22 protein-coding genes and 2 pseudogenes are annotated in these 22,173 nt (G+C 56.4%); 5 read left to right on the top strand and 19 right to left on the bottom strand.

Translation table 11 applies throughout. The features are described 5' to 3' along the window. Positions 1-14: 14 nt before the first annotated feature. The 4 genes and pseudogenes from MUN73_RS20980 to MUN73_RS20965 form a co-directional block, all read right to left on the bottom strand. Positions 15-1,268: an RNA-guided endonuclease InsQ/TnpB family protein gene (locus tag MUN73_RS20980; RefSeq protein ID WP_250142474.1), complete on the bottom strand. Its 1,254-nt coding sequence runs from the start codon at positions 1,266-1,268 to the stop codon at positions 15-17. Between the two features lie 131 nt (positions 1,269-1,399). Then, a pseudogene (locus tag MUN73_RS20975) lies at positions 1,400-1,621 on the bottom strand (hypothetical protein); the annotation flags it as partial. Positions 1,622-1,629: 8 nt separating this feature from the next. Then, complete coding sequence (locus tag MUN73_RS20970; protein ID WP_250142472.1) at positions 1,630-2,163, bottom strand: DUF7342 family protein; 534 nt, start codon at positions 2,161-2,163, stop codon at positions 1,630-1,632. A gap of 156 nt (positions 2,164-2,319) precedes the next feature. Then, positions 2,320-2,673 (bottom strand): DUF8030 family protein, encoded by a 354-nt coding sequence (locus MUN73_RS20965; protein ID WP_321575782.1) that lies wholly within the window; start codon positions 2,671-2,673, stop codon positions 2,320-2,322. A gap of 900 nt (positions 2,674-3,573) precedes the next feature. Here MUN73_RS20965 and MUN73_RS20960 point away from each other — a divergent pair. From MUN73_RS20960 to MUN73_RS22840, 3 genes are all read left to right on the top strand, one after another. Beyond that, a complete protein-coding gene (locus MUN73_RS20960; protein ID WP_250142470.1) occupies positions 3,574-4,290 on the top strand; it encodes a DUF2270 domain-containing protein in 717 nt (238 codons plus the stop codon). A 199-nt stretch (positions 4,291-4,489) separates the two neighbouring features. Further along, complete coding sequence (locus tag MUN73_RS20955) at positions 4,490-5,575, top strand: PAS domain-containing sensor histidine kinase (RefSeq protein ID WP_250142469.1); 1,086 nt, start codon at positions 4,490-4,492, stop codon at positions 5,573-5,575. 281 nt (positions 5,576-5,856) lie between these two features. Beyond that, the gene (locus tag MUN73_RS22840; RefSeq protein ID WP_425492743.1) at positions 5,857-6,234 is read left to right on the top strand and encodes a DUF7344 domain-containing protein; all 378 of its coding nucleotides are present in this window, start codon (positions 5,857-5,859) and stop codon (positions 6,232-6,234) included. Between the two features lie 323 nt (positions 6,235-6,557). On the opposite strand, the gene MUN73_RS20950 is transcribed toward MUN73_RS22840, so the two are convergent. Beyond that, positions 6,558-7,274: a DUF2270 domain-containing protein gene (locus MUN73_RS20950; RefSeq protein ID WP_250142468.1), complete on the bottom strand. Its 717-nt coding sequence runs from the start codon at positions 7,272-7,274 to the stop codon at positions 6,558-6,560. A gap of 355 nt (positions 7,275-7,629) precedes the next feature. Here MUN73_RS20950 and MUN73_RS20945 point away from each other — a divergent pair, with 355 nt between their 5' ends. Next, complete coding sequence (locus tag MUN73_RS20945; RefSeq protein WP_250142467.1) at positions 7,630-8,058, top strand: DUF7539 family protein; 429 nt, start codon at positions 7,630-7,632, stop codon at positions 8,056-8,058. Positions 8,059-8,785: 727 nt separating this feature from the next. On the opposite strand, the gene MUN73_RS20940 is transcribed toward MUN73_RS20945, so the two are convergent. The 7 genes and pseudogenes from MUN73_RS20940 to sp36 (MUN73_RS20910) all read right to left on the bottom strand — a co-directional run bounded on the left by MUN73_RS20940 (position 8,786) and on the right by sp36 (MUN73_RS20910) (position 15,435). Next, positions 8,786-9,994 (bottom strand): CBS domain-containing protein, encoded by a 1,209-nt coding sequence (locus MUN73_RS20940; protein WP_250142466.1) that lies wholly within the window; start codon positions 9,992-9,994, stop codon positions 8,786-8,788. A gap of 123 nt (positions 9,995-10,117) precedes the next feature. Further along, complete coding sequence (locus tag MUN73_RS20935) at positions 10,118-11,155, bottom strand: AI-2E family transporter (RefSeq protein ID WP_250142465.1); 1,038 nt, start codon at positions 11,153-11,155, stop codon at positions 10,118-10,120. 311 nt (positions 11,156-11,466) lie between these two features. Continuing rightward, positions 11,467-11,739: pseudogene (locus tag MUN73_RS20930) on the bottom strand (DUF7568 family protein); the annotation flags it as partial. 6 nt (positions 11,740-11,745) lie between these two features. Next, positions 11,746-12,246, bottom strand: coding sequence for a DUF7995 family protein (locus MUN73_RS20925; RefSeq protein WP_250142464.1), 501 nt, complete (start codon positions 12,244-12,246; stop codon positions 11,746-11,748). 385 nt (positions 12,247-12,631) lie between these two features. Beyond that, a complete protein-coding gene (locus MUN73_RS20920) occupies positions 12,632-13,963 on the bottom strand; it encodes a hemolysin family protein (RefSeq protein WP_250142463.1) in 1,332 nt (443 codons plus the stop codon). A gap of 286 nt (positions 13,964-14,249) precedes the next feature. Beyond that, positions 14,250-15,245, bottom strand: a complete 996-nt coding sequence (locus tag MUN73_RS20915) for a DUF7972 family membrane protein (protein ID WP_250142462.1) — start codon at positions 15,243-15,245, stop codon at positions 14,250-14,252. Then, entirely contained in the window at positions 15,238-15,435 is a 198-nt protein-coding gene (gene sp36, locus MUN73_RS20910; protein WP_250142461.1) for a Sp36 family protein, read from the bottom strand. The genes MUN73_RS20915 and sp36 (MUN73_RS20910) overlap by 8 nt, the downstream gene beginning before the upstream one ends. A gap of 273 nt (positions 15,436-15,708) precedes the next feature. Between sp36 (MUN73_RS20910) and MUN73_RS20905 the strand changes: the two genes are divergently transcribed. Further along, positions 15,709-16,965 carry an RNA-guided endonuclease InsQ/TnpB family protein gene (locus MUN73_RS20905; RefSeq protein WP_250142460.1) on the top strand — a complete coding sequence of 419 codons (1,257 nt, stop codon included), beginning with the start codon at positions 15,709-15,711 and terminating at the stop codon, positions 16,963-16,965. 253 nt (positions 16,966-17,218) lie between these two features. Here the strand turns inward: MUN73_RS20905 and MUN73_RS20900 are convergent, their stop codons facing one another. From MUN73_RS20900 to MUN73_RS20870, 7 genes are all read right to left on the bottom strand, one after another. Then, positions 17,219-18,235: a DUF7972 family membrane protein gene (locus MUN73_RS20900; RefSeq protein ID WP_250142459.1), complete on the bottom strand. Its 1,017-nt coding sequence runs from the start codon at positions 18,233-18,235 to the stop codon at positions 17,219-17,221. After that, the gene (sp36, locus tag MUN73_RS20895; RefSeq protein WP_250142458.1) at positions 18,232-18,438 is read right to left on the bottom strand and encodes a Sp36 family protein; all 207 of its coding nucleotides are present in this window, start codon (positions 18,436-18,438) and stop codon (positions 18,232-18,234) included. The genes MUN73_RS20900 and sp36 (MUN73_RS20895) overlap by 4 nt, the downstream gene beginning before the upstream one ends. A 172-nt stretch (positions 18,439-18,610) precedes the next feature. Then, on the bottom strand, positions 18,611-19,429 hold the full coding sequence (locus MUN73_RS20890; protein ID WP_250142457.1) for a TrmB family transcriptional regulator: 819 nt from the start codon (positions 19,427-19,429) through the stop codon (positions 18,611-18,613). Positions 19,430-19,673: 244 nt separating this feature from the next. Next, positions 19,674-20,030 carry a DUF7344 domain-containing protein gene (locus MUN73_RS20885; protein WP_250142456.1) on the bottom strand — a complete coding sequence of 119 codons (357 nt, stop codon included), beginning with the start codon at positions 20,028-20,030 and terminating at the stop codon, positions 19,674-19,676. 162 nt (positions 20,031-20,192) lie between these two features. Next, complete coding sequence (locus MUN73_RS20880) at positions 20,193-20,711, bottom strand: Lrp/AsnC family transcriptional regulator (RefSeq protein ID WP_250142455.1); 519 nt, start codon at positions 20,709-20,711, stop codon at positions 20,193-20,195. 204 nt (positions 20,712-20,915) lie between these two features. Continuing rightward, a complete protein-coding gene (locus MUN73_RS20875; RefSeq protein WP_250142454.1) occupies positions 20,916-21,449 on the bottom strand; it encodes a hypothetical protein in 534 nt (177 codons plus the stop codon). A gap of 300 nt (positions 21,450-21,749) precedes the next feature. Further along, entirely contained in the window at positions 21,750-22,151 is a 402-nt protein-coding gene (locus tag MUN73_RS20870; protein ID WP_250142453.1) for a hypothetical protein, read from the bottom strand. Positions 22,152-22,173 lie beyond the last annotated feature (22 nt).

Raw genomic sequence — 22,173 nt, 5'->3', positions numbered from 1 at the left:
TCAACTACCCCGCCCTAAGCGCTTTCAGCGCTTGGAGGGTGGGGATTGTCCGTGTCCTCGGCCTCGAACCCGTCAGGGTGGGCAGTGAATCCGCCACTCGGCGTCACAGTCCCGGACTTCAGGGCAAGTTGACTGTTGCCCGTCCGTCGAGACGACTGTTGGCCCCGACGGACGTACCGCATCCCGATGTTCTTCGCTGCGTTGTAGTCCGCGTTCGCTTCCGACTTGCACTTCACACACCGGAAGTCGTTGCGAGTCAGGCGATTCTCGTCCGCAGTAAAGCCACACTCGGCGCACCGCTTCGATGTGTACGCCGACCCCACTTGCTTCACCGAGATACCTTCTGCCTCGGCCTTGTACTCCACTTGCTCGTACAGCGTTCGGAACGCCCACTTATGCCCCCACGACGCGCCCGTGCGCTCTCGGATGTGGGTTAAGTCCTCGAACGCTATCACGTCACAGCCGTAGCGGAGTGCTTCGTTCACGATCGCGTTCGACGCCTGGTGGAGCACGTCTCTGACGTAGCGAAGCTCACGGCTACTGGATTGTTCGAGTGTCCGGTGGGCGCTTCGCGTCCCGGTCTGTTGGAGGCCAGCCCGTACCGTTTCAAACTTTTGGAGGTCGTGGGTTAGCTCTCGGCCGCTGACAAAGTGGGCGGTACTGGTGACGGCGAGGTTTTCGATGCCGAGGTCAACCCCGAGAACCGTCCCGTCCTCGGCGGTATTCTGCTCGGTATCGTTCTTGGGTCGGCGAAAGCCGATGTGCAAGAGGTAGTCGCCATCACGGGCGGTGAGCGTGCTTTCCGTGACGCTCCATTCGTCGGAGTCGAGGTACTGTCGTTGGTAGCCATCATCGGCGTCGGGCAGAGCAAGGTCACACCGGACACGACTCTTTGTGGTGGAGAGGGACACCGTGTCGTCATCGAAGAGCGTCATGGTCCGGGTGTCGTACTTCACTGTGGGCGCGGTGAAGGTGGGCTTGCTGACCGTCTTGCCTTTCGAGCGACGTTCGATGCAGCCGGTGATGGCTTGTGCGGCTTGGTGGGTGGCGAGAATCGCGTGCTGACTCCCGAGGTCGGTGTGTTCACGCACATCGTCGTAGGCGAGGGGCTGTATATCGCTTTTCGTGTTGCACTTGCCCCACGCCATGTCCGTGGCGATTTGGCAACCACGCTTCCACTCGGAGATAGTGTCCTCAAGCAACTCGCGCTGCTCACCGTCTACCGAGATACGGGTGATTGCCGTCCGACGCACGTAGTCGTCTGCCACAGTTTCAATGGGTATCTTTGGCTACTTAAATAACAGTGTTTGTAGCCCATCGAGCGCATTTCTCCCTCCCTCCCTACTTACTCGCTTCGCTCATTCCTTGAGGGAGAGGACTCCGCGCTCCCGTTTCAGTTGAAGTCGTCGTTCGTGTACCAACGAACCGTCAACTGCGCCTCGTCGACGGCTGCCGGGTAGTACGACGGGGCAAAGACGACCTGAAGCTCGAGATGGCCGCTTGTATCCGTGACGGTTGCTCGGGAGACCTGCCTCGTCGCTTGGAGCCGCGTCTGGAGGAACTCGAGGATGGGACGATCGATGGGGGCAGGGCTCCCGCCATCGCCTGTCGGTGGCACCATCGAGCGGGCTACCCGGACGCCTGTTCGCGCTCGCCACCCGTGCGTTGCTGGCGCGCGCGTTCGTAGCGGTCACGCTCCTCACGGGCGGTCGCCCAGTCGCCGAGGTCGCTGTACACGTCGTCGATGGTCCGCTCGTCGCTGGCCTCCGCGGCGTCGACGGCGTCGACTGCGGCCGGTGACGCGGCGTCGTACGTCGCCTCGTACTCGGTGATGCGCGTCGTCAGCTCACGAACGCGATCCTGTAGGTCCTCGACGGAATGGTCGGCTGCGAGCTGATTGATGCGTCGCCACTCAAAATACGCGTCATTCCGTTCGTAGGTGGCCGGATGGCCATCGTGTCGAGTGACGATTCCCAAATCGTCGAACCAGCCAAGGTACTTCCGGGCGGTCTTGGGGTCACAGTCGGCGCTGTCGGCGATCGAGCTCGCCGTCGTCGGCTCGCGGGTCTGCAGGATGGTGCCGTAGATGCGTTGTTCGACGTCGTCGCTGGCGAACGCATCCTCGAAGGGGGGTGGCCCATCGGCGGCGTCTGTTTCGGACATATTCAGGATTGTAGGGCGAAGAATATAATTCTTACTTCGGGGAATAGTTTCCTGAGCTGTGTAGCGTACCAGGTACCGGCTGTTGGCTTCGAGAGGAGCACGATATTAACCAACAACAGCCCCGGACTCAGAGAGTTGTTGGTTAACTCACGCAGGTCAGTGCAACCGGAGCTTTCGAGTGAGTTTGACGCTGAACGTATCTGGGTCGTCGACCGGCACGTCGTGACTGCGATCAGTTGTTCGCGACGACGACCGGGTGAGTCGGGTAATGAGATTCTTGCGAACAGCCCGCCGACTGACCGTCGATTCGTGCCACCCAAGTCGCTCGTCGTAGTGCCGTTTCCGGAATATCTCGCCGTTGTCGTCGATGGCGATGAACTGGGTTCGCTTTGCTCCCCACACGTTGGTCGAGACGTACTCCGCACCAACCTCTTCGTGGGTGAGTTCCACGAGGACACACTCGACAAATGAGACGATGGAGAGCTGACTTCTGTCGTTGGGAATCGTCAATTCGAGATCTGACCACGGCGCTTCGCTTGATTGCTCTCTTTGTTCGTCACGTAGTCGCGATTGCTGTCGCTCGTGTTCCGAAGACATGGTAGTTCAGTGAGCGCTCACTGCGCCCCACCCCTCCTGGGGATGAGAAACTCCACCGCGAATCGCATCACCATCCAATGAGTGAGTTCTGATACATTTGCTGTAGACGCTCGTCGTTTGATGGCCCCTCGGCCGGAGAGAGCCAGTGGCGTTTGCACCGGTGTACCCTAGCCTTCCTTTGGATGATTCTGGAGGTGCAGAGAGTGATAAGGAAGGTTTAGATTAGAGAAGAGGGCCGTCGGGCAGTTCTCAGGCGGTAATGATGGTCTCGACAAACAACAAAATCCGGTTGTTGGTGAAAATTGTGCTTGACGAGGTGGTGAGAGGCCCGAATTCGAAAGATAAGGGGTCACATAGAGATCGGACTTGAGAAATATCGAACCACGTAAATAATGGCTCGTTTGGTGTTTCTGCCGATGATCTACCCAGTACTGCCGAAATAATGCGATACAAGCCCTGAAAAGTGCGTGACGGGATTTCGGACGCGTCGTGTACCCTTCTTTCAGAGAAACATTGGTCATCCGGCAATTTCTTTTCTAAGGTCAGAATCTGAAGAGGGACAGGTTTTATCGAAACTGTCAAAATCAGATGAGAATTTTCGTAGCTATCGACGTGAGATATTATATAGTCCGCGGGCGAGGACCCTTCAGGAATCTGCGTACACAGTTCTGTTGAAATAATATTTTTCAGTCATAAACTGTGTGAAACAGCCGGTCACTGAAGAGTGCGTACTGTTCGATGTTCTCCAGTACATGACACTCAGATTACGCCGTCACCATAACTGCTTATGGAGCGAGGAGATGTCTCTTCTCTATGACCGATTCGAGTAGCGACGAGTTCGACCCAACAGCACCAGACCACCGGGAGATCGGCCGCCAGATGGTTGACGACAGTACGGGACTCGGTTCGGTGATGGCTCACGCCTATCGCGGAGAGATAGACCGAGTGGGGACGTGGCGGCAGCGCCTCGACGAGACGACGAAGTGGGGGGTGACGCTGATGGCAGCAATCTTGACGTGGGCGTTTTCGAGTACCGATAACCCACACTATATCTTGCTGATCGGGATCGTTGTCGTCACCATCTTTCTGGGCATCGAAGCACGGCGGTACCGGGACTACGATGTCTTTCGCTCTCGTGCTCGAGTCATCCAAGAGAACCTGTTCGCAAACGCCCTCGATCCGTCCCAAGGCACTGAAAGTCACGACTGGCGAGCGGAACTGAGCAGGGACTATCGCAGGCCGACGCTGAAAGTCTCGTTCCACGAAGCACTCGCAAACCGGCTCCGGCGTGTGTACCTTGCTCTGCTCAGTGTTTTATTGGTCGCGTGGGTCTTCAGGATTACAGCGTTCGCGCCGCGCCAAGACTGGCTGACAACCGCTGGAATCGCCCGTATCCCCGGGATTGCTGTGGTTGCCGTTGTGGGTGTGTTCTACGTCGTACTGCTGGGCGTCACCTTCTGGCCCCACGAGCGCCATGCCAAGGGAGAATTCCGTGAAGGGGATCCGGACGACTGGAAAGAGAACCGATAAATACGTTCTCTGTATTGAACGACCACTCCCCTTTGTCAATCGGCTTTCGGAAAGTGCTACATTCGCGCTATCTATTTAGTAGCAGTTGAACGGACTACCGAGAGCGTGTTAGAAAACACCTGTTGACTGCAGAGAACGTTTCGTCGCCTGCAACCAGAACGGGAACAACCTTATCTTCGTTAGTCAACTGAAACCGGATATGAATGGCCGGGAGCCAGAGGCTCTTATTCCAGTGGCCGTGGACACACTTCCGATCAACTTTGCAATCCTCGATGACGAAGGGACGATCCTGTATACAAATCGCGCATGGCAGGAATTCGGTGAGGCCAACGATATCGAGCTTCGGCCAGATACAATCGGATCCAACTATCTTTCGATCACCAGACAGGCAGAGACAGAGACAGCACAAACTGCCGCTGCCGGGTTATCCGAAATTCTAACCGGCGAACGAGAACTCTTCGAGTTCGAATATCCGTGCCACTCCCCCGACAAACAACGGTGGTTTCTCATGCGGGCAGCATCGTTCACCGACGGTGACCGGAGATACGTCGCCATTGCTCATTTCGACATCACCGATCGGTACACGTATCGGCGGCAATTGGAGGAATCCAACGAGCGCCTCCAGCAGTTCGCCTACGTCGCCTCCCACGATCTCCAGGAGCCGTTGCGGATGGTCACGAGCTACTTGGACCTGCTCGAGAGTCGATATAGCGACGACCTCGACGACGACGCCGAACAGTTCATTGAGTTCGCTGTTGACGGTGCCGAGCGGATGAAGGCAATGATCGAGGGGCTGCTTACGTACTCCCGAGTCGAAACACAGGGGAAGTCCTTCGAACCAGTCGATCTTGACGCAGTGGTGGACGATGCGTTGACGGATCTCGGCATCCGGATCGACGAAACCGGTGCTGAAATCACTGCTGGCCCGCTGCCGACTGTGAAGGGTGACGCCAGCCAACTCCGCCAACTCTTTCAGAATCTGTTGGACAACGCTCTCCAGTACAGCGGGGACCGGGAACCTCGAGTGTCGATCTCCGCGATGCGTGAGGGGGACGAGTGGATTATTTCGGTCAGTGACGAAGGGATCGGCATCGATCCCGATGAGGCTGACCGAGTTTTCGAGGTATTCCAGCGACTCCACAGCCACGAGGAGTACGAAGGGACAGGGATCGGCCTCGCAGTCTGCGAGCGAATCGTCGAACGACACGGCGGCGAGATTTGGATTGACTCAAACCGAGATGACGGATCGACGTTCTCGTTTACGCTTCCGCCAACCGAACCGTGAACACTTTTTCGAGGATTCTGCATACTGAATTCGCGCTGTGTATCTTGCACGCCTCGCTGAATATATTCAATAGCTGACGGAATGCGCGTGCAAGATACAGAGCATGATTTCAGCACGACATCGTTTGTGTCACGTCGAGACGGGTGAATCAACCGCTCAGTAGAGTGTGCGAACTGAACGGGGCACACTTAATCACTCAGTTAATCAAAACAACAGTGAACCGTAAAAATGATGCGTATTTAAGATCATGAGAGACCATAGTTGAGGCCGAGGGATATAGAATGGTCAATTATGATAATGTCTTTGACGCATTGGCGGACAGCCACCGACGACAGTTACTAGTCAAATTACTCTCCAATCCCCAACGCGTCTCAAAACCGTCCGGCATTTCCCGAGAGGTTGCAGAAGCAGACGAGAACCTACTTCACAGACATCTATCCAGTTCTCGAACGATTGCAGAAGCCGATGAGCACTCGGTTAGTATGCACCACATCCACCTGCCTAAATTAGCGGAGTACGGGTTCATCGAGTGGGATCGAGATGACGAGCTTGTAATGCAAGGCCCCCATTTTGACGAGATACGACCTCATCTCAAACTATTGGCTGAAAAGCAGGAGAGACACCGTACAAAGGGTCCCGTTGCAACCCTTCGTAGATGAGGGGCGAGACAGAAGACAGTGTTCAACATTTCTCCTTCACTGAGCGATCACCACCTTCGTAAGTCGAGTTAGCCTTCGTGCGACATTCGCGCTATGGATTCAGCAGACTCCGTTCGAACTACCGAGGAGATGTCAAAAGTGACGTGCAATATGTAGAGGATGGATGCAGCACAGCGGCACCGTTTGTTTCGTTCCCAATTCACTACATCATCCGGTCAGTACATCTGCGAACTTACCGTGTGAGTTGTCTATTAGAGATCGAAGCTATTCTGCTGTTCCTCTTCAAGTCGTTGACAGCCAATCACTAATGAATCGGGAACGGATTAATCACGTTCATCGTCCGCCTCCTTCCAATGGCCGGGCTCAACTTCGTGGATTTCTCCTTTTGCCTCGCGTTTTCCCGGCCAGAACGCAATCAAAAAGAGGGCGATATAGAACAACGCCAGCGCTGTTACGACGACCGGGCCAGGGATCCCCGGGAGCTCCGCGGCCTCAGTCCACTGTGATTCGGGGCTAAAGAGGGTGATCTTAGAGACCCAGGCGAGCCCAACGACAACAAACAGCAACGCGTACACCCGACGGGTCCGACGAGACAAGGCTTCGAAGTATGAGACCTTGAATGTCGGCTGACGGAGATCGTCGCCGATCTCTTCTCTCCAGTTCGGATGATGTTCGGCGCCTGCGGGATCGAAGGCGTTCGCGAAGACGTTCTCCTCAACGAACCGGACTTGAGACCGCCATACGTCGTAGAACCGATAGCGTCGGACTTCGAAAAAGAGGAACATACCCAGCAGTATCAGCCCGATCAGTAAGAGGTACGCTGGCATATCCTCGCTTGCAAACACTACCGAGAGCAAGGCGGCGATCAGGGTGATTGCCCAGTCAGTTGTTCGGTCGAGCCGATCCTGTGCGCTTACCGTCTGACTCACACTCCCTCGATAAAAGTGCGGGAGGAGCGAAAGGAATTCCTCTGAATCAGTGCCGGCATCGGCCGTAACCTCGTCATCTTGAGTATCGGGTCGGTCGGATGTCTCGCCCATGTCAATTGTACTCATCCGACCGGGATAACGTTCTCTACGTACTCAATACAGTCAGACAAGAATCATCTTCTCTACCATAGGTTTCAGTTCCCAGCCTATAAATTATGTCTTGAATTGAGAACAAATCTTCATCGAAATAACAGCGACGATGTACTGGATGTATCCTCTGGGCCTTGTTTAGACGCCTACTTTCATCAGTATAGAGGTCCTGCTCATTCTTGACTTATGTGTACAGAATCGGGCCAGCTGTGAGTGGTTGTCACTGGCTTCGAGCACTGCCATGATCGGCGTCACCACGCCCACCGATCGCCAACGTTGGGCGAATGTTGATTCACCTGGCCGTCGTGCTAGAAGTATGGCCGAGTTTCCAGACGAACGACAGCTCGTACTACGGGCGCGTTCCCAGTTGGACCAGTGGACGAAGAGTGCCCGAAAAGAGGCGTACGCTGAACTGTTCGAAGGCGACGAACCTGTACTCTCCCCTGAAGAGGTGCAACTCCTCGACGCGCTCGACTCGGAACTGGAGCGACAGGGCGGCGATGGTGTCTGGGGGACCGATCAGTACGGAATCCACACAGCGGGGACCTCGAGTTCGGATTCCTCGCTTGGCGTCGTCTGCGTGTACCACCCACAGATCACCAAGGATTCCGTCCTCCGTGGGGGAGACAACCTCGACGACGAGACCGAAGAGCGACTCAACGCAGCACTCTGGCAATACAGCGAGCGCGTCGCGACACTCATCGAAGCAGAACTGGACGAGTTCGTTCGTCAAACACAGAGTTAAGTCCCGGCCAGATCCACGTTCGGGTGATCGTACGCATCTATCTTACTTCAGCGAGAGAACCCCGCCGTCGACAGCGCGGAGGATCTCACACGCTGTCGACCGACTCGTTCACGAACGTGAATTCCATCTGCTTCGTTGTTTGTACCACCTTGGCAGCTGCGACACTGGGAACTCAGCCGATCAGGAGGATCATAAACGCTCCTACCAGACGGGAGCGAAACGCTACAATCTCCGCAACCGTCTCCTCAAGGAATGCCGGAGCATCTTTCGAGCCATGAAGAGGCGACATTTTCACGTCCCACGGACATTTCATTATAAGAGTTACACGTCAGCCTTAGCACTTCCTACCGCCTATTTCGCTCGTATTCTGGCTCGAGATTGAGAAACACGTCGTCCTCCGCACCACACCATGGGCAAGTATGCACGAAGTGGAGGCCGTCTTCATCGCGCTTTTCTATTCGCCACTCCAGGCGGGCGCGAGCGACGTTCCCACATGCCGGGCAACGTTTTGGATGGTCCTGAAGATACGTCTGCATGAAGTCGATGAATGACTGCGTCCCCATGACGGTGCGTCCGCATTGGTCAACCGTACGGGAAGCTCACGTATCAGCGTATTCCACCCGTTAGTTCTTCACCGGTGCATAGCAAAAGATCCAGGCTCGCTTTGACAGTTAGTGAGCATACCGGCTAGAAACGAGTACTCGTCTGTTTGTAGACATTGATCTGATCACCCGCCAAGCCACCAGCCATAGAGCTGTTCCTGCTCGTCAGTGTCGGGATGCTTCTTCGAGTGGCCGTAGGTCTTCCCCTTGAGGAGTTGGCGTTCGACAGCGTTCGCTGCGAGACGGAGGGCGTGGGAGGCACCGTATCCCTCCCCATCGGCAGTGAAGTAGCCACGGTCGGTTACCAGTCGAATCCGTGCGAGTACCAGCGGCACACCCCGGCTCTGTTCCTTGTGCTCCTGCAGTTCGATGCTGGCCTTGATCACGCTCATCTCGCCGTACTTCGAGGTCATGCGCTCGATCAGCGCGGAGACATCGTCGTAGTCCATCCCCTCCAGCAGGTCGAGCCCGAACACCTGCACGGCGTTCTGGTCGTCGCGCTCCCAGGTGAGCGCCTGGATGACGTCCGTTTTCGTGATGATACCGATCGGCTCGTCGGTATCGTCGGCCGTGACGACGAGCGAGGAGATCTCCCGCTCGAACATCGTCTCGACGACCCCGTCGAGCGGTGCGCTCCGCTCGACCGTCGTAACTGTATCGGACATCAGGTTCCGTACCGGGAGATCGAGCATCCGGTCGGCATCGCCCTCGCGCGCGCCGAACCCACCACGGTTCTGCCCACTACCGCCGCGGCCACCGAAGCCGCTCGACGAACCGCCCTGGCTCTTGCTGCCGCCTCGCGTCGTGAACTCGATGACGTCGTACAGGCTCACCATCCCCACGAGGTCGTCCCCGTCAACGACTGGGAGATGGGCGATCCCGGCTTCTCGAAGCATATTGAGTGCTTTCCCGATCGTGGTTTCAGGGGTCGCACTGATCAACTCCGTTGTGTAGGCATCGTCGACGGTCACTGCGTCGAGAAACGGACGGACGGCCTCGAGGACCGAATCGCCGGTCACTACGCCGACGACACGGTCGTCGTCGAGTACGGGGAGCGTTTTGGCGTCGCTGCCGATCATGAGCCGCGCGACCTCGCGGACATCCTCGGTGCGCTCGACAGTCGGGACGTGCTGTGCCTGTGAGCCGACCTTCGCCGAGGGCTGGTTGGACGAGGACGCCAGCTGTCGACGGCTAACGACACCGCGATACTCGTCGCCGTCTGTTACGACGACGGCATCGAGTTCCTGGTTCTCGAACGCTCCGGCGACCTTCGAGAGCGGGGTTCCGATGTCGAACTCGGTGAACTCCGTCGAGAGAATCTCAAAGATATCCATGGGGTAGCTCTCTACCTAGAGGGGTGCTGGACGGTTATACCTGTCCCACCCCTGTTCTTGCAGCCGGAGAGATATCGAGAGCTGATTATTCAGGGGTGAAATGGATGACGGAGACGGTTGCAATTAGTCGGCGACCGGTTGCGCGTTCTCCCGGGCGAATAGGTCGAGTATGATTTTCGCTCCCCCAAGGACTACGGGGCCGATGAACAGGCCAATCGCACCAAACACGACGAGTCCCCCAAAAATGCCCACCACGATGGTCGCCGCATTGATCGCCCCGCTCCGACCGATGATTACTGGCCGAAGGTAGATGTCGGAGACGCTAATTATCGAACCATACACCAGTATCGCGCTCGCTGCCACGGGCCGTCCGACCAGAAGAAGATAGACCGAAACTGGCACCCAGACACCGAACGCGCCGATGAGCGGGAGCAGCGTGAGGACGAAGGTCGCGACGGTCAGGAAGACGACCCCGGACATACCAACGAGTGCTAGTCCGATTCCCAACAGCACGGCTTGGATGCCCGCGACAGCGACGTTACCCACGACGGAGGCCCACATGAGGTGGTCGAGCTCTACGAACAGTTCTCGCTGTACACGATCGTCGACGGGGACGACCGATTCCAGCCACGCGACGAACCGGTCGCCGTCGCGTAACAGTGCGAAGAGGACAAAACCTGTCACGGTGAGCCCAATCAGCACACCCGGGAGGCCGCCGATGACGGAGAGTGTGCCAGTGGCGAGTCGCTGCGCGGTCTGCGTGATAGGATCCTGATAGGTCGCGTACAACAGGTCGAGGTCGACGACGAATCCGATGGTTTCGAATCGGTCCTCGATACGGCCCGGTCTGAACGCTCCCTCCTGGATTGCGGTGAAGAGTGCCAGGCCCTGCTGAAAAGCGATAGCGAGGACGTATACGACCGGAATGAAAAATACGACTATCGACATCGCGATGGTGGCGACCGCTGCCGTCGCCGAGCTCAGCCATTGCTCGAGTCTCCGTTGTACGGGTGTGAGAACGTATGCGAGCACGATCGCGAGCAAGACGTATTGCAAGTATGTGAAGACGAGCAGTACGGCGAGCGCCGTGCTTACCACTGCGAAGATCGTTAGTGCATTACTGTGCGAAGACTGCTGTGGCGGCTCGCTCTTCTTAGTCATATACTTCTTTAGACGGAAATCCTTATCATTTCGGTGCCCGTGTCCTCGCGATTCTTCACGTAAGGGGGGCAGGCCGATTTCTCGATGACGGGTCTGAGATTTCCGGATGGACATGCCCAGATTTGAAATACTGGGCTGTGTTGGAATCCTCAAGCGATGATAGGTTTCAGCGACCGTGCTGCATACAGTAGACTGATTGAACGCTGACACCGAATTCAGTTATCGCTCAGTCAGCCAAAACAGCCATCACATTGGAAGTGTCAGTTGACGCTACCAGAGGTGAACTCTAGACGACTTTGTGACGGGACCAACTTCTGGCCGACGATGACGACGTCGTTCGGACACTCGGGACAAGAGTGTTCGGGGGCTGGACGGTTCCGGAGTGCATCCCGAAAGCTGGTCGCTTCTTTTGTCTCGAAGCCCTGCGACCACACTGGATAGCCGTCGACGAGGATCGCTGCCCGCCACTTGTATGCGTAGGAATCTGGCGCGCGATGCAGAACAGCTCGCGCTCCAGTCTCCGTGTTTCGATATGCCAGTGTGGGTGTTCGAGTCTCTCGTGTCCAGTTGGTGATTTGGGGCATGACTACTTAGAAATGAACGTCTGCCGGCACGATCCAGCACGTCTCGCTCTCGTCAGTGTCCTCGAGGAGGCGATCGAGCTGTCCGCGATGGCGGATGCCGGTCGCATGTTGATCGTATAGGCAGATCGACGGGCCACGGGAGGCACCGACGCGCTGGAAGGCGTGCCGAGCGAGCCCCTCGTCACGCATGATCTCGTCGTCGCTGCGTTCCTCGAGTGCTTTCTTCACCCGGTCCAGATTTCGCTGGAACGTTTCTGTTGTGGTTTCCCAGGCCTGCTCGAGGAGTTCTTCGCCTTCGTCGGACGTAACGGATGCAGCTGTCGGCAGGTCACCCCACCGTGCTTTTCCAGCCACTGTCGTGTCCTCTTCGTCGAAGGTGACGTAGTAGTCGAACGCTGCACAGGAATGCGGCTCCGCGCCAACCAGTCGGTCGAACACAGTCTTTCCGGTTGACAGTGCCTCTTCTGCTGTCGATGCCTCTACCAGTGCGTAAATTAATATATGCATCTCGGATACCTCACTGCGCCGCTGCTCTGGTCAGTGTTCGCTTGATCCTGCTCAGAGCGCCGGCACCCATCACCGGCGCAGAAACGCACCTGTCTCAAAGAGTAGAGTGATCCGGATCGGTAGTAGCATCAACAGCGATCGTCAGGTCGCTCGATTCGTCGATAGCTTCGAAAGGACCGCGAGTGCCTTGTTTCAACTCTCTTTGATTGAATCAGCTGGTAAGTAGATGGATTCTACCGCAGATCTGGTTCCACCGCTGGAATCCAGGATGCCTCAATTGTTGATTCGATTGATGAACGACTACCAATCAGACCGGTAGAGAACGAACAACACTAGATAACGGCGAGAAGCCGAACAGACCAAACGATCAAGTCCATCCTCCCACTCAGTCCACCGCTGGATCATCGAGATCTTTTTCATGGACCCATACCGTCGAAATTCGGGTCCCCTCAACGCTCGTTACCTCAACAACGTGACCGTCGACCTCGACGCGGTCGCCAGGTTCTGGCGCGCGGTCGAGTTGCCCGAGTACCAGTCCACCGATCGTTTCGACCTCCTCGCTTTCGAAGTCCCCAGCCAGAGCATCGTTAACGTTCGACAATTGGACTCCTCCGTCAATGTCGTACCCCTCATCGTCACGCTGGCGTATCGAGGGTTCGCGCTCATCGAGATCAAACCCGTCCCGAAGGTCTCCGACGAGGGCCTCGACGATGTCTTCAACCGTCGCAATCCCCTCGAACGCTCCCCACTCGTCGATGACTGCGGCCATCTGCTGGCGATCCTCCCTGAACTGTATCAGGAGATCGCTAATTGCCATCGTCTCCGGGACGATGAGAATCTCACGGGCGATGTCACCGACTATCTCGGCATCCCCATTGTCCACCTCTGCTCGCAGCACGTCCTTGACATCTACGAATCCGACCACTTGGTCACCGTCGTTGTCATCCAGAACCGGATAGCGCGTGTGTCCGGCCTCTAAGACGATCGAATGAAGTTCAGATAGTGTGGCATCCGCCGGAACGCTCACCACGTCCGGTCGTGGGACCATGACCTCCCGTACCACGGTGTCGTCAAGATCGAAGACGCGCTCGATCATCGTCACTTCTGCCACGTCAATGTCCCCACCCTCGCCGGATCGTGTTAGTACCCGAAGGAGCTCCCGCTCACCGAGTGTCTCATCCGTTTCGGAAGCGGGTGGCACACCGAGCGACTTCGTGAACGCGTTGGCCGCCCCGTTGAAGACGACAATTCCCGGATAGAGTATGAAATAAAAGGCCTTCATGGGCGGGGCGAGGAACAACGAGAGTCGTTCGGTCTTGGCAATTGCGATCGTCTTCGGCGCGAGTTCACCGAAGACGACGTGGAGAAACGTGATGATACTAAAGCCGATTGCGAACGCGACGAGATGGATGAGATCTGCCGGGAGAACCGATTCCAGTACGGGTTCAATGAGCGCCGCCACTGCGGGTTCGCCGACCCATCCCAACCCGAGAGATGCGATGGTGATACCGAGTTGCGTCGTAGCGAGGTAGTTGTCGAGATTCGTCATCACTTCTTGGAGCGTTCCCGAGCCGGGCCGTCCCTCCTCAACGAGCTGGTCAACCGATGTCCCCCGGATCCGGACGAAGGCGAACTCTGCAGCGACAAAAAAGCCGTTGAGAACCACGAGAAACAGCGCTAAGACGATTTGTGCCGCCGAGAGAGCGACGTTTACCATCGGTGCTCCCGGAAAGTACTGCCGTTCGATTGGAGTGTGTCCATATCTATGCATCCCGTCCCATTCACTAAAACCCTATAAATGATTCACGGGTAATCGACTGCTATCAGTAGGCAAAACAGCATCGAGTCCTGCTGAAGAGAAACTCTCTATCTCGCACTTGTGGCGCGTCATTCCCATCGCCGACGATATTCGGAGCGTGCTTCGTGCGTTCGAACCCTTGGGAAAGCTCCTTTGCGGACTACGTGGGCGACCTGCGTAGTACGCGTTTGAATCTGGTGGTCGGTTAGCTAAGCATGAGCGGTCCCATCGAGAGGGTCTGTTTCGCGAGCGTCGCGAGCCGCAGGATATAGGAGATGAACAGGAGAAATGGCAGCGCTGAGATGGCAAACGCGGTGCTAACAACCCAGAGAACGCTCTCGATACCGAGGAACGTGCCAAGAAACGTCGTCGCATCGACGAAGACGACCATACCCCCAGCGACGGTGAGTGCAATCACTGCGGCGTACAGGATGGCTCGTGAGAGTTTTACCAGCGCCCACTGGATGTAGAGGTCCTTGATGTACTCGCGGACTGGCCCGTACATCGTAAGTGCCTCGAGCAAATTTCTGAACGCGCTTCGTTCCTCGTCGGTGAGGGAGTCTTCGTACTCCATCCCGAGCCGGCGAACGTCGTGCATCTTCCGATCGTAGTTGTAATCGAGCGCGGGCGATAAGACGTCGAAGGTGCCGAAATCTGTGTCTTCGAGGTGGTTGCGTGCGTGGTCGGCGTTCTCCAACAGGTCGGTGACGTACTCGTCTATCTTCTTGTAGAGCTCCTGGTTTTCAGTCTCGGAGAGTGTGTCTCGCAGTGTCTTTGCTCGCTGTTCGCTCGTTTCGATAAGCGCATCGAGGTATGCCGAAGGGTCGGCGGGCGTCGTCATCCCGAGGAGGCTGTCGGTGTTCTGGCGGAAATCCATCGTCGTGTCCATCCGACTACGCTGGCTCCCGAGCGAGCCGATTTCCTGGGAGAGGACGAGCTGATTGATCGTGACGACGAGTGTCGTTCCCGTGATGATTGCGCTGACGAGACTGGCGAATACTGTCTCGACCATATCGCTCGACTGCATGGTCGAGTACAACGACACCGGCTTCATCACACCCCAGATCATGAACACGAGGAAGATCAGGAAAGCGAGCCCGCCGGCGACGACCCACCGGTTAGCCCCGAGCAGCAACCAGAACCAGAATTTGTTGACGTCTGTCCGCTCACGGAGCGTGTTGTCCGTCGAGAGGTCACTCATGAGAAACTGGGCGTTTGAACAGCAGTAGTTTCGTGCCGCCACCGTCGTAGCTGATCGTCTCTGCGAGTTCCCAACCCTCTGCACCGAGTCGGTTGAGTTCGTCTGTTGGATCGACCGCCTCTCGCTTGGTCAATCCCTTTGGCGGTTCGAGTGTCTTGTATTCCCATTGTTGGTGCATTTCGGTACCCATGAGTTGTTATCGGCTCTCACGGTGATGACTCTGCTGACAGGCTGTTTCCCATCGTGTACTGATCGAGAACGGAGCGGTGTGCTCGTGCATCATCGGCTATCACGATCATGATTGAGATTATACGCGGAACAGACGCAATACCACGGCTTTCAGACCGTGGATACGCGCCGTCACTCAGTGACACATTCCACCGATACCGACAAGGCCGGATATTCCACGTCAAACATACGCTTTAATATATTCTCTTTCATAACTGATTATGGACACAGTACGATGCTGGAGACGACCCGCACCTACGTCGCCCGAATCACGAACCACTCACAGGTTCGTGACGACCTTGACCAGTGCGGGTTCGCAGCATCCAAACTGTGGAACGTCGGACGCTACTACATTCAAGAACGGTGGGATGACGACGGTGAGATACCCGACGAAGCCGAGCTGAAGTCGGAGTTGAAAGACCACGAACGCTACAGTGACCTGCATTCGCAGTCAAGTCAGCGAGTTCTCGAAGAGCTTGCTGAGGCGTTCAATGGCTGGTACAACTCCGACGATGGCACCAACCCACCGAGCTACCGGAAACGTGGCGACCGACACCCGCGCTCCACCGTGACGTGGAAAAAGCGAGCTATCAAGCATGACGACAAGCACGGCCAACTCCGCCTCTCGAAAGGATTCAATCTGAAAGAGAGCCGGTCTGACTTCATCCTCGCCGAGTACGAAACCCGACCCGACGTAGAAGTCGAGAACATCCAGCAGGTACGTGCCGTCTGGAACGGCGACGAGTGGGAACTGCACCTCGTCTGCAAGAAAGAGATTCCAGTTGAGGACGCCCCCGGAGCCAACACGGCGGGGATCGACCTCGGTATCAGCAACTACCTCGCCATCAACTACGAGGATGGCCCTTCAGAGTTATATCCGGGGAATGTGGTGAAAGAGGACAAGCACTATTTCACCCGTGAGGAGTACCAGACTGAAGGCGAGAACGGGCCGTCGAACCGTGCGCAGAAGGCTCGACAGAAACTCTCCCGACGCAAAGACCACTTCCTCTACACACTCTCGAAACACATCGTTGATCGGTGTGTCGAAGAAGGCATGGAGAAGATAGCGGTCGGCGACCTCAGCGACCTTCGCGAGGATGGCGACGGTGACTCACGGAACTGGGGCCAGTTGGGGAACAAGAAACTCCACGGTTGGGAGTTCGACCGATTCGCCCGTCTACTTGAATATAAGGCCGAGGAACACGGCATCCTCGTTGACCGCGTCGACGAGGAAAACACCAGCAGGACGTGTTCGTGTTGCGGACAGATTCGTGATAGTAACCGTGCGGAGCGTGGGTTGTATGTCTGTTCGTCGTGCGAAACGACGATGAACGCAGGTGTGAACGGTGCGGTGAATATCCGGCGAAAGATAACTCAGAGTCCCCCGACGGGGGATATGAGTAACGGCTGGTTGGCACAGCCCGGAGTCTTCCTGTTCGACCGCGAGAGCGGCCGGTTCACACCGAGAGAACAGGGAGTCTGCAAACCCTAATATCCCAACGCTTGGGTTTCCTCCGCCTTCAGGCAGAGGAGGATGTCAATCCTGGGTCGCCAGTGTCGGATTCACCATCTCAAACCGACCAAGTCTCCGTTTTACGTCGTGCATCCGGCGGTTCGCGATGCTCGCGAAACAGACTCTCCGATGGGGCCGCTCATTTTCAACTGAGTCGACTCTGGTATTCGAGACTCGGGACGTGAACAATAGATCAAAATCCCAGACGAACACCAAGCGGAGCTGTAACGCCTCAGCGTTGGGATCCGCGGAGGAGCAGCGGCTCGATGGCGAGTGTCCGTTTCGCTATGGTGAGGATGCGAAGGACGTACGAGACGAACAGCATGAATGGAACAAGCGTCACTGCAAACGCACCGCCCACGACGAGGATGATGTGATCGAGACCGAGTGTGCTTCCCGGGAACGTCCCCGCATCGACGATTGCGACCATGATACCCGCAACGGCCAGTGCCGGGACTGCAGCATAGAGAATCATCTGGGACAAGTCGATGAGTGCCCACTGGAAGTACAGCGTCTTGATGTGTTCGCGCGCCGGACCAAACAGAGACAGCGCTGTTTTGAGGTCGTCAAGCAAGCCGTGTTCTTCCTCAGTGAGGCTCTCTTCGTATTCGTTCGCGAGACGTTCAACTTGGAAGATTTTCCAGCTATAATTGAAATTCAGTGCGGCAAATAACACATCGAACGAGCCGAACTGCGCACCCTCAAGTTGGTCACGTACCGTGTCAGCGTTCCCAGTGACGCTTTCAGCGAATTCATCGACCTCTTCTCGGAGATCCTCGTCATCATTCTTGCCAATTGACTCTCGAAGAGTTATCGTCCGTTGTGCCGTGATTCCGATGATCTGCCGGAGGAATTCGGATGGATCGACAGGACTCGGAGCCCCGATTAATTCTTCAGTAAAGTCCCGGAAATCCATTGAACTGGCCATCCGCTCGCGTTGATCGCCGAGCGGGCCGTTCTCTTGGGTGAGGACGAGCTGACCGATCGTGACGACGAGTGTCGTCCCAGTCACGATGACCGTGATCATCGTCGAGAACATCGTGTCGATCATGTCGCCGGACTCGAGTTGCCGTGAAAACGGTGGGTGAAGGACAGCGACGGCGATAACGAATGCGACGAACACGGCACTGGTCAGGACACTGGAGACGAGAAGGCGGTTCGCGCGAAGCAACACCCAGAGTTTTATCCGACTCTCCCCCGCGCGCTCACGCATCGTGTTGGCCGTGCTGATGTCAGTCTCGTCAGTCATACTGGCTCACTCGATCGGGCAGGTCGCTTGAAAACGAGATACTTGGTGCCGCCTCCCTCGTAGTCGATCGTCTCCACAAACTCCCAGCCCTCTGCACCGAGTTGATTCAACTCTGCTTTCGGATCCTCTGCTTCTTTTTGGGTCTCATCGCGCGGCGGGCGAAGCGTCTCGTACTCCCAGCTGGTCGCTTCTGATTCGGACATCACTACTAGTAGGTACTGCAGCCCTCTATACCCCGCTCCACCACCGAGATGGAGGGAATATTTCGGCCTTGTCGAAACCCTCAATTGGTGATCAGTTTAAGCGGTCGTGGTGAATACAGAGCCTGTAGTCATCACGCTGTTCGTGCAGTCTGGCCCGGGAACCGCTGATGGGCTACCTCGCCGGGGTCGCCACGGGGAGCAGACCCGAGGAGATGATCCGGCGGAGGAGGACGACGATACCGTTCTCCAGGCCGTTGGCGAAGATTGCCTGCTCGTGTGAATCGTCGTGGTCGGCGTGCGGGTAGAAGGAACTGACCAGCAACGTCGTGCGATCGACCAATAGCAGGCGGCTGATGGCGATTTCGTCGTCGCTCGCGGGCCCCAGGAGCCAGTCCAGTTCGGTTTCGAACATCTTCACGGATGGCATCTCGGTACCGAGCTTGGCGATGATTGCATCCGTTTCGCCACCGATGATCACGTCGACGCTGCGGTCAACCGCGTCGTGGAGCCGCTCGTACAACGCCTCCGTCAGAAGTTCCTCCTCGACGATCAGCAGCACGATCTCCGATTCGGCGTCCTCCAGCAGCGTGTGTGTCCGGGCCTCGATGCCGTCGTGGCCGGACAGCGTCCATACCTCCTGCATTCGGTCGCTGTCGTCGACCTCCGGCTGGAGATCGAGCGCTTCGAGGTGTGACTGGAGGGTGTCGATCCGCGTGTCGTACTGCTGCCGCAAGGTCGCGGTTGCCTCCTCAATGCTGACCGCGCGAAACTGCTGGGGATTCGAGTGCTGGACTTCGACTAGCCCCTTTGACTCCAGCACTCGGATAGCATCGTACACCCGGGTTCGCGGAACCTCTGAGATTTCACTGATTTCCTTGGCGGTCCCTGTCGAGAGTTGGGTCAATGCCAGGAAACTCCGCGCTTCGTACTCCTTCAGCCCGAGGTCCTGCAACAGACTCACCGTCTCGGCTTTACGTTGCTCAGATGTCATTATGTTGTCCGGTCATGGCCGAATGGTTGAGAGGACTAATTCACGCTCGGTCGGGATTTGGGTGACTGAATCTCCACACTTCGAGCAGGCGTTCATCGCTTTGCTGATGTACGTCCTCTCACAGACGGGGCACGAAAACAGGGCCGTGGTGACTTCGTCTTCGGAGTCGTCGCGAGTGGGCAGTGTCTCGGCCTGTGTGCGCCCGCTGAGTTGGGAAAGCCACGTGTGAAGCCGGCTCATTGGGTTACGGCCATCCCGCGGGCAGTAGGTCTTCGTGGTCGGCCACCAACCGGTATAACGACGCGTTCTCGTCGAAGCTGGGTCCCCGCCGAATCGTGCAGGAATCCGTATCCCACGTGATATAGCCTGCCTCGGAGAATTTGGGCAGATGAACGTGATATAGAGCTGTGCGCATCTTGGTGAGGGTGGCGTCGTCGACGGCGTCCGGGTCGCTGTCGGTTTGCCAGGCAGCAACCCGAGTGGCGAGGCGGTCGAGGGAGACTGGAGTCTCCTGCTCGTCGAGGTAGTACAGGACGTACCGACGAACGGGATCTGCCAATATGCTTAAAGTATTTGTTACCGCCTCGTTTGACTGGGCCATACTGTGGTGAGGACGTACTAACGAATAACCTCTTCTTATAATAAAATTGTTATGATTGGAATATTCAACCTAAATCTGTTATCGGTGGATATATTGAAGCAAGAATGTGAACAAGAGAGCTATGAACGTAAGTGGATTTGAGATTTTCAATCGATTCTCCGGCTATCCTTGATCGGTGACCGGTCCATCGTCGGTGTCGTCCTGGCGCGCGTCGGGTGCTGGCCGTGGATAGAAGTGGTCCCATGATTGGACCTGCGTCTCGGAGATGATCTCAGAACTGTTGATCGTCAGGCCCAAGTCCGCCAGTTCGTTGCGGATCTCTTCGATTTCCCCGACCGTGTCGGCGACGACCTCGATGTGGACATTCCGTTCGCCCCCAAGCAAATCGCGGGTGGTCACCACACCGCGAACGTCGAGGATCTGTTCGGCCATCGATTCCAGTTTATTCGGATTGACCGTGCAGACGAACATGACGTGGAGAGGGTAGCCCGCTTGCTCGTAGTTGATCTCGGGGTGATAGCCTCGGATCACGCCCCCGTCTTCGAGTTTGTCGAGGCGATTTCGGACCGTCGTGGAGGTCACATCCACCTTCTCGGCGATCTCTGTGTCGGTTTGGCGGGCATTGAGTTGGAGTTGGTGCAGGATGCTCCGGTCCACGTCGTCGATTTGAATGCCGTCCATACCACGTCCTTGGATGGGGTGACTGAAAACTCCGTATGGCCCTTCACTAGCATAGATTGACGCAGTCCGTCCGATAACTCCGCAAGCATATCTCTCATCGGCAAACCGGCGACTACGAACACCAAGTCACCGAAGCTAAATCCAGAAAACGCCGAGTGCGGCGTAGCTCGCCACTCCGCTTCGAAGAGATGGATTGAATCCACGCTACTGGATGAGGGACTCAAGGTACTTGCGGAGGTCTTTTACCGCGTCTGTGACCCGTCGCCGGCGACGTGAGTTGACATCGACTTCTATGCCGTGACTCTCAATCCATTGGCGCATTTTGTTACGACCGGCTTTCCGTTTGATGCCGACCTGCCGGAGGTGTTTGATCGGGTGTCGCAGCCAGTTGTATTCCTCGTGGGCGAAAACGTCGATATACTCCGGCGAGTGGGCGATGAGGATGATGTGGATCTGTCTGTCGGCTAGCAAGGCCCGTCGATACGCCCAGCTACCATTTGGATCCGACCCAACTGACGGCTGGTGGTACCACGCTAGCGGGTCCCACTCGAACCCGTGTGTCTGGAGTGTTTCTGTGAACTCGTCCAGCGGCTGCTGGACGGTGCCGACGTATTCGGTATCACGAAGGCGGTACTCGGGCTGTCCGAGAGTTCGCCCAAGTCGGGTGATCAAGGGACCGAGCCGCGTTCTCACGCGGTAGGGAACATTGGGTTCGAGAGTCTCAACGATGGACTGCATTTGGTGGCCGTTGGGTTTCCAACATCTCGAATGTATTGCAGACCCGGCGAAACGCAACTGAAGTGAGCGACATCCCGCCACCGTATACTGAGCGGAATCGCCCCATGCTGACTACATCCTCTCTAGTCAGCACGGCCTCAGCGAACCGTCAGCGATTGAGAATTCCAACAGAGCCACTTTGATTGCATCCAATGAGTGCGCCACAAAAAGACTCGCAGACAATTCATTACAACATTATTTGATTGAATTATTCGGTAAGTAGAGGTGCGTACTTACCGCGTGAGTCGTCAGAAGGAGTTATTAGAGATCAATGCTATCCTGACGTTCCTTTTCAAGCCGTTGACATCCAATCACTAACGAATCGGGAATGTTGGTCGCGTCCGCGTGGAGAGCTTCGAAAACTACCGCCACCTGATCAAACTTTGAACCACGTGAGGCAACCAACGGTTCTGTCCCCCAAGTAATGAACTCGTTATCCGCTAACATCGGCAGATGAACGTGATGTAATTCCTGACGAAGCATCTCCGGGTCGGGTGGGACGTTGGGCACTATTGCACTCTCTGGCAACGGAACTGAGTGATCGGGTTCAGCATCCAACAGAGAGACGATGAGTTGGCGACGTGGCTCCGATGAGAGTGCTTTGAAAACGGTATCCCAATTTTCGATGACTTGGTCACCGTTCTCGAAATGTTCACCAACCATGGCAATCAGTGACAAATTTGTG

It is taken from the genome of Halosolutus amylolyticus (genome assembly GCF_023566055.1).
Classification (GTDB): domain Archaea; phylum Halobacteriota; class Halobacteria; order Halobacteriales; family Natrialbaceae; genus Halosolutus; species Halosolutus amylolyticus.
Note: the sequence above shows the minus strand (reverse complement) of the source record. Positions and strands in the feature narration are given on the sequence as shown.

Bases quoted from the DNA above. Each gene is read 5' to 3' on its own strand.
- MUN73_RS22840 (WP_425492743.1), top strand. From the start codon at position 5,857: ATGGTCAATTATGATAATGTCTTTGACGCATTGGCGGACAGCCACCGA.
- MUN73_RS20890 (WP_250142457.1), bottom strand. From the start codon at position 19,429: ATGACATCTGAGCAACGTAAAGCCGAGACGGTGAGTCTGTTGCAGGAC.
- MUN73_RS20905 (WP_250142460.1), top strand. From the start codon at position 15,709: ATGCTGGAGACGACCCGCACCTACGTCGCCCGAATCACGAACCACTCA.
- MUN73_RS20935 (WP_250142465.1), bottom strand. From the start codon at position 11,155: ATGACTAAGAAGAGCGAGCCGCCACAGCAGTCTTCGCACAGTAATGCA.
- MUN73_RS20960 (WP_250142470.1), top strand. From the start codon at position 3,574: ATGACCGATTCGAGTAGCGACGAGTTCGACCCAACAGCACCAGACCAC.
- MUN73_RS20940 (WP_250142466.1), bottom strand. From the start codon at position 9,994: ATGGATATCTTTGAGATTCTCTCGACGGAGTTCACCGAGTTCGACATC.
- MUN73_RS20915 (WP_250142462.1), bottom strand. From the start codon at position 15,245: ATGAGTGACCTCTCGACGGACAACACGCTCCGTGAGCGGACAGACGTC.
- MUN73_RS20870 (WP_250142453.1), bottom strand. From the start codon at position 22,151: ATGGTTGGTGAACATTTCGAGAACGGTGACCAAGTCATCGAAAATTGG.
- MUN73_RS20925 (WP_250142464.1), bottom strand. From the start codon at position 12,246: ATGCATATATTAATTTACGCACTGGTAGAGGCATCGACAGCAGAAGAG.
- MUN73_RS20970 (WP_250142472.1), bottom strand. From the start codon at position 2,163: ATGTCCGAAACAGACGCCGCCGATGGGCCACCCCCCTTCGAGGATGCG.
- MUN73_RS20880 (WP_250142455.1), bottom strand. From the start codon at position 20,711: ATGGACGGCATTCAAATCGACGACGTGGACCGGAGCATCCTGCACCAA.
- MUN73_RS20955 (WP_250142469.1), top strand. From the start codon at position 4,490: ATGAATGGCCGGGAGCCAGAGGCTCTTATTCCAGTGGCCGTGGACACA.
- MUN73_RS20900 (WP_250142459.1), bottom strand. From the start codon at position 18,235: ATGACTGACGAGACTGACATCAGCACGGCCAACACGATGCGTGAGCGC.
- MUN73_RS20920 (WP_250142463.1), bottom strand. From the start codon at position 13,963: ATGGTAAACGTCGCTCTCTCGGCGGCACAAATCGTCTTAGCGCTGTTT.
- MUN73_RS20875 (WP_250142454.1), bottom strand. From the start codon at position 21,449: ATGCAGTCCATCGTTGAGACTCTCGAACCCAATGTTCCCTACCGCGTG.
- sp36 (WP_250142458.1), bottom strand. From the start codon at position 18,438: ATGTCCGAATCAGAAGCGACCAGCTGGGAGTACGAGACGCTTCGCCCG.
- MUN73_RS20885 (WP_250142456.1), bottom strand. From the start codon at position 20,030: ATGGCCCAGTCAAACGAGGCGGTAACAAATACTTTAAGCATATTGGCA.
- sp36 (WP_250142461.1), bottom strand. From the start codon at position 15,435: ATGGGTACCGAAATGCACCAACAATGGGAATACAAGACACTCGAACCG.
- MUN73_RS20945 (WP_250142467.1), top strand. From the start codon at position 7,630: ATGGCCGAGTTTCCAGACGAACGACAGCTCGTACTACGGGCGCGTTCC.
- MUN73_RS20950 (WP_250142468.1), bottom strand. From the start codon at position 7,274: ATGGGCGAGACATCCGACCGACCCGATACTCAAGATGACGAGGTTACG.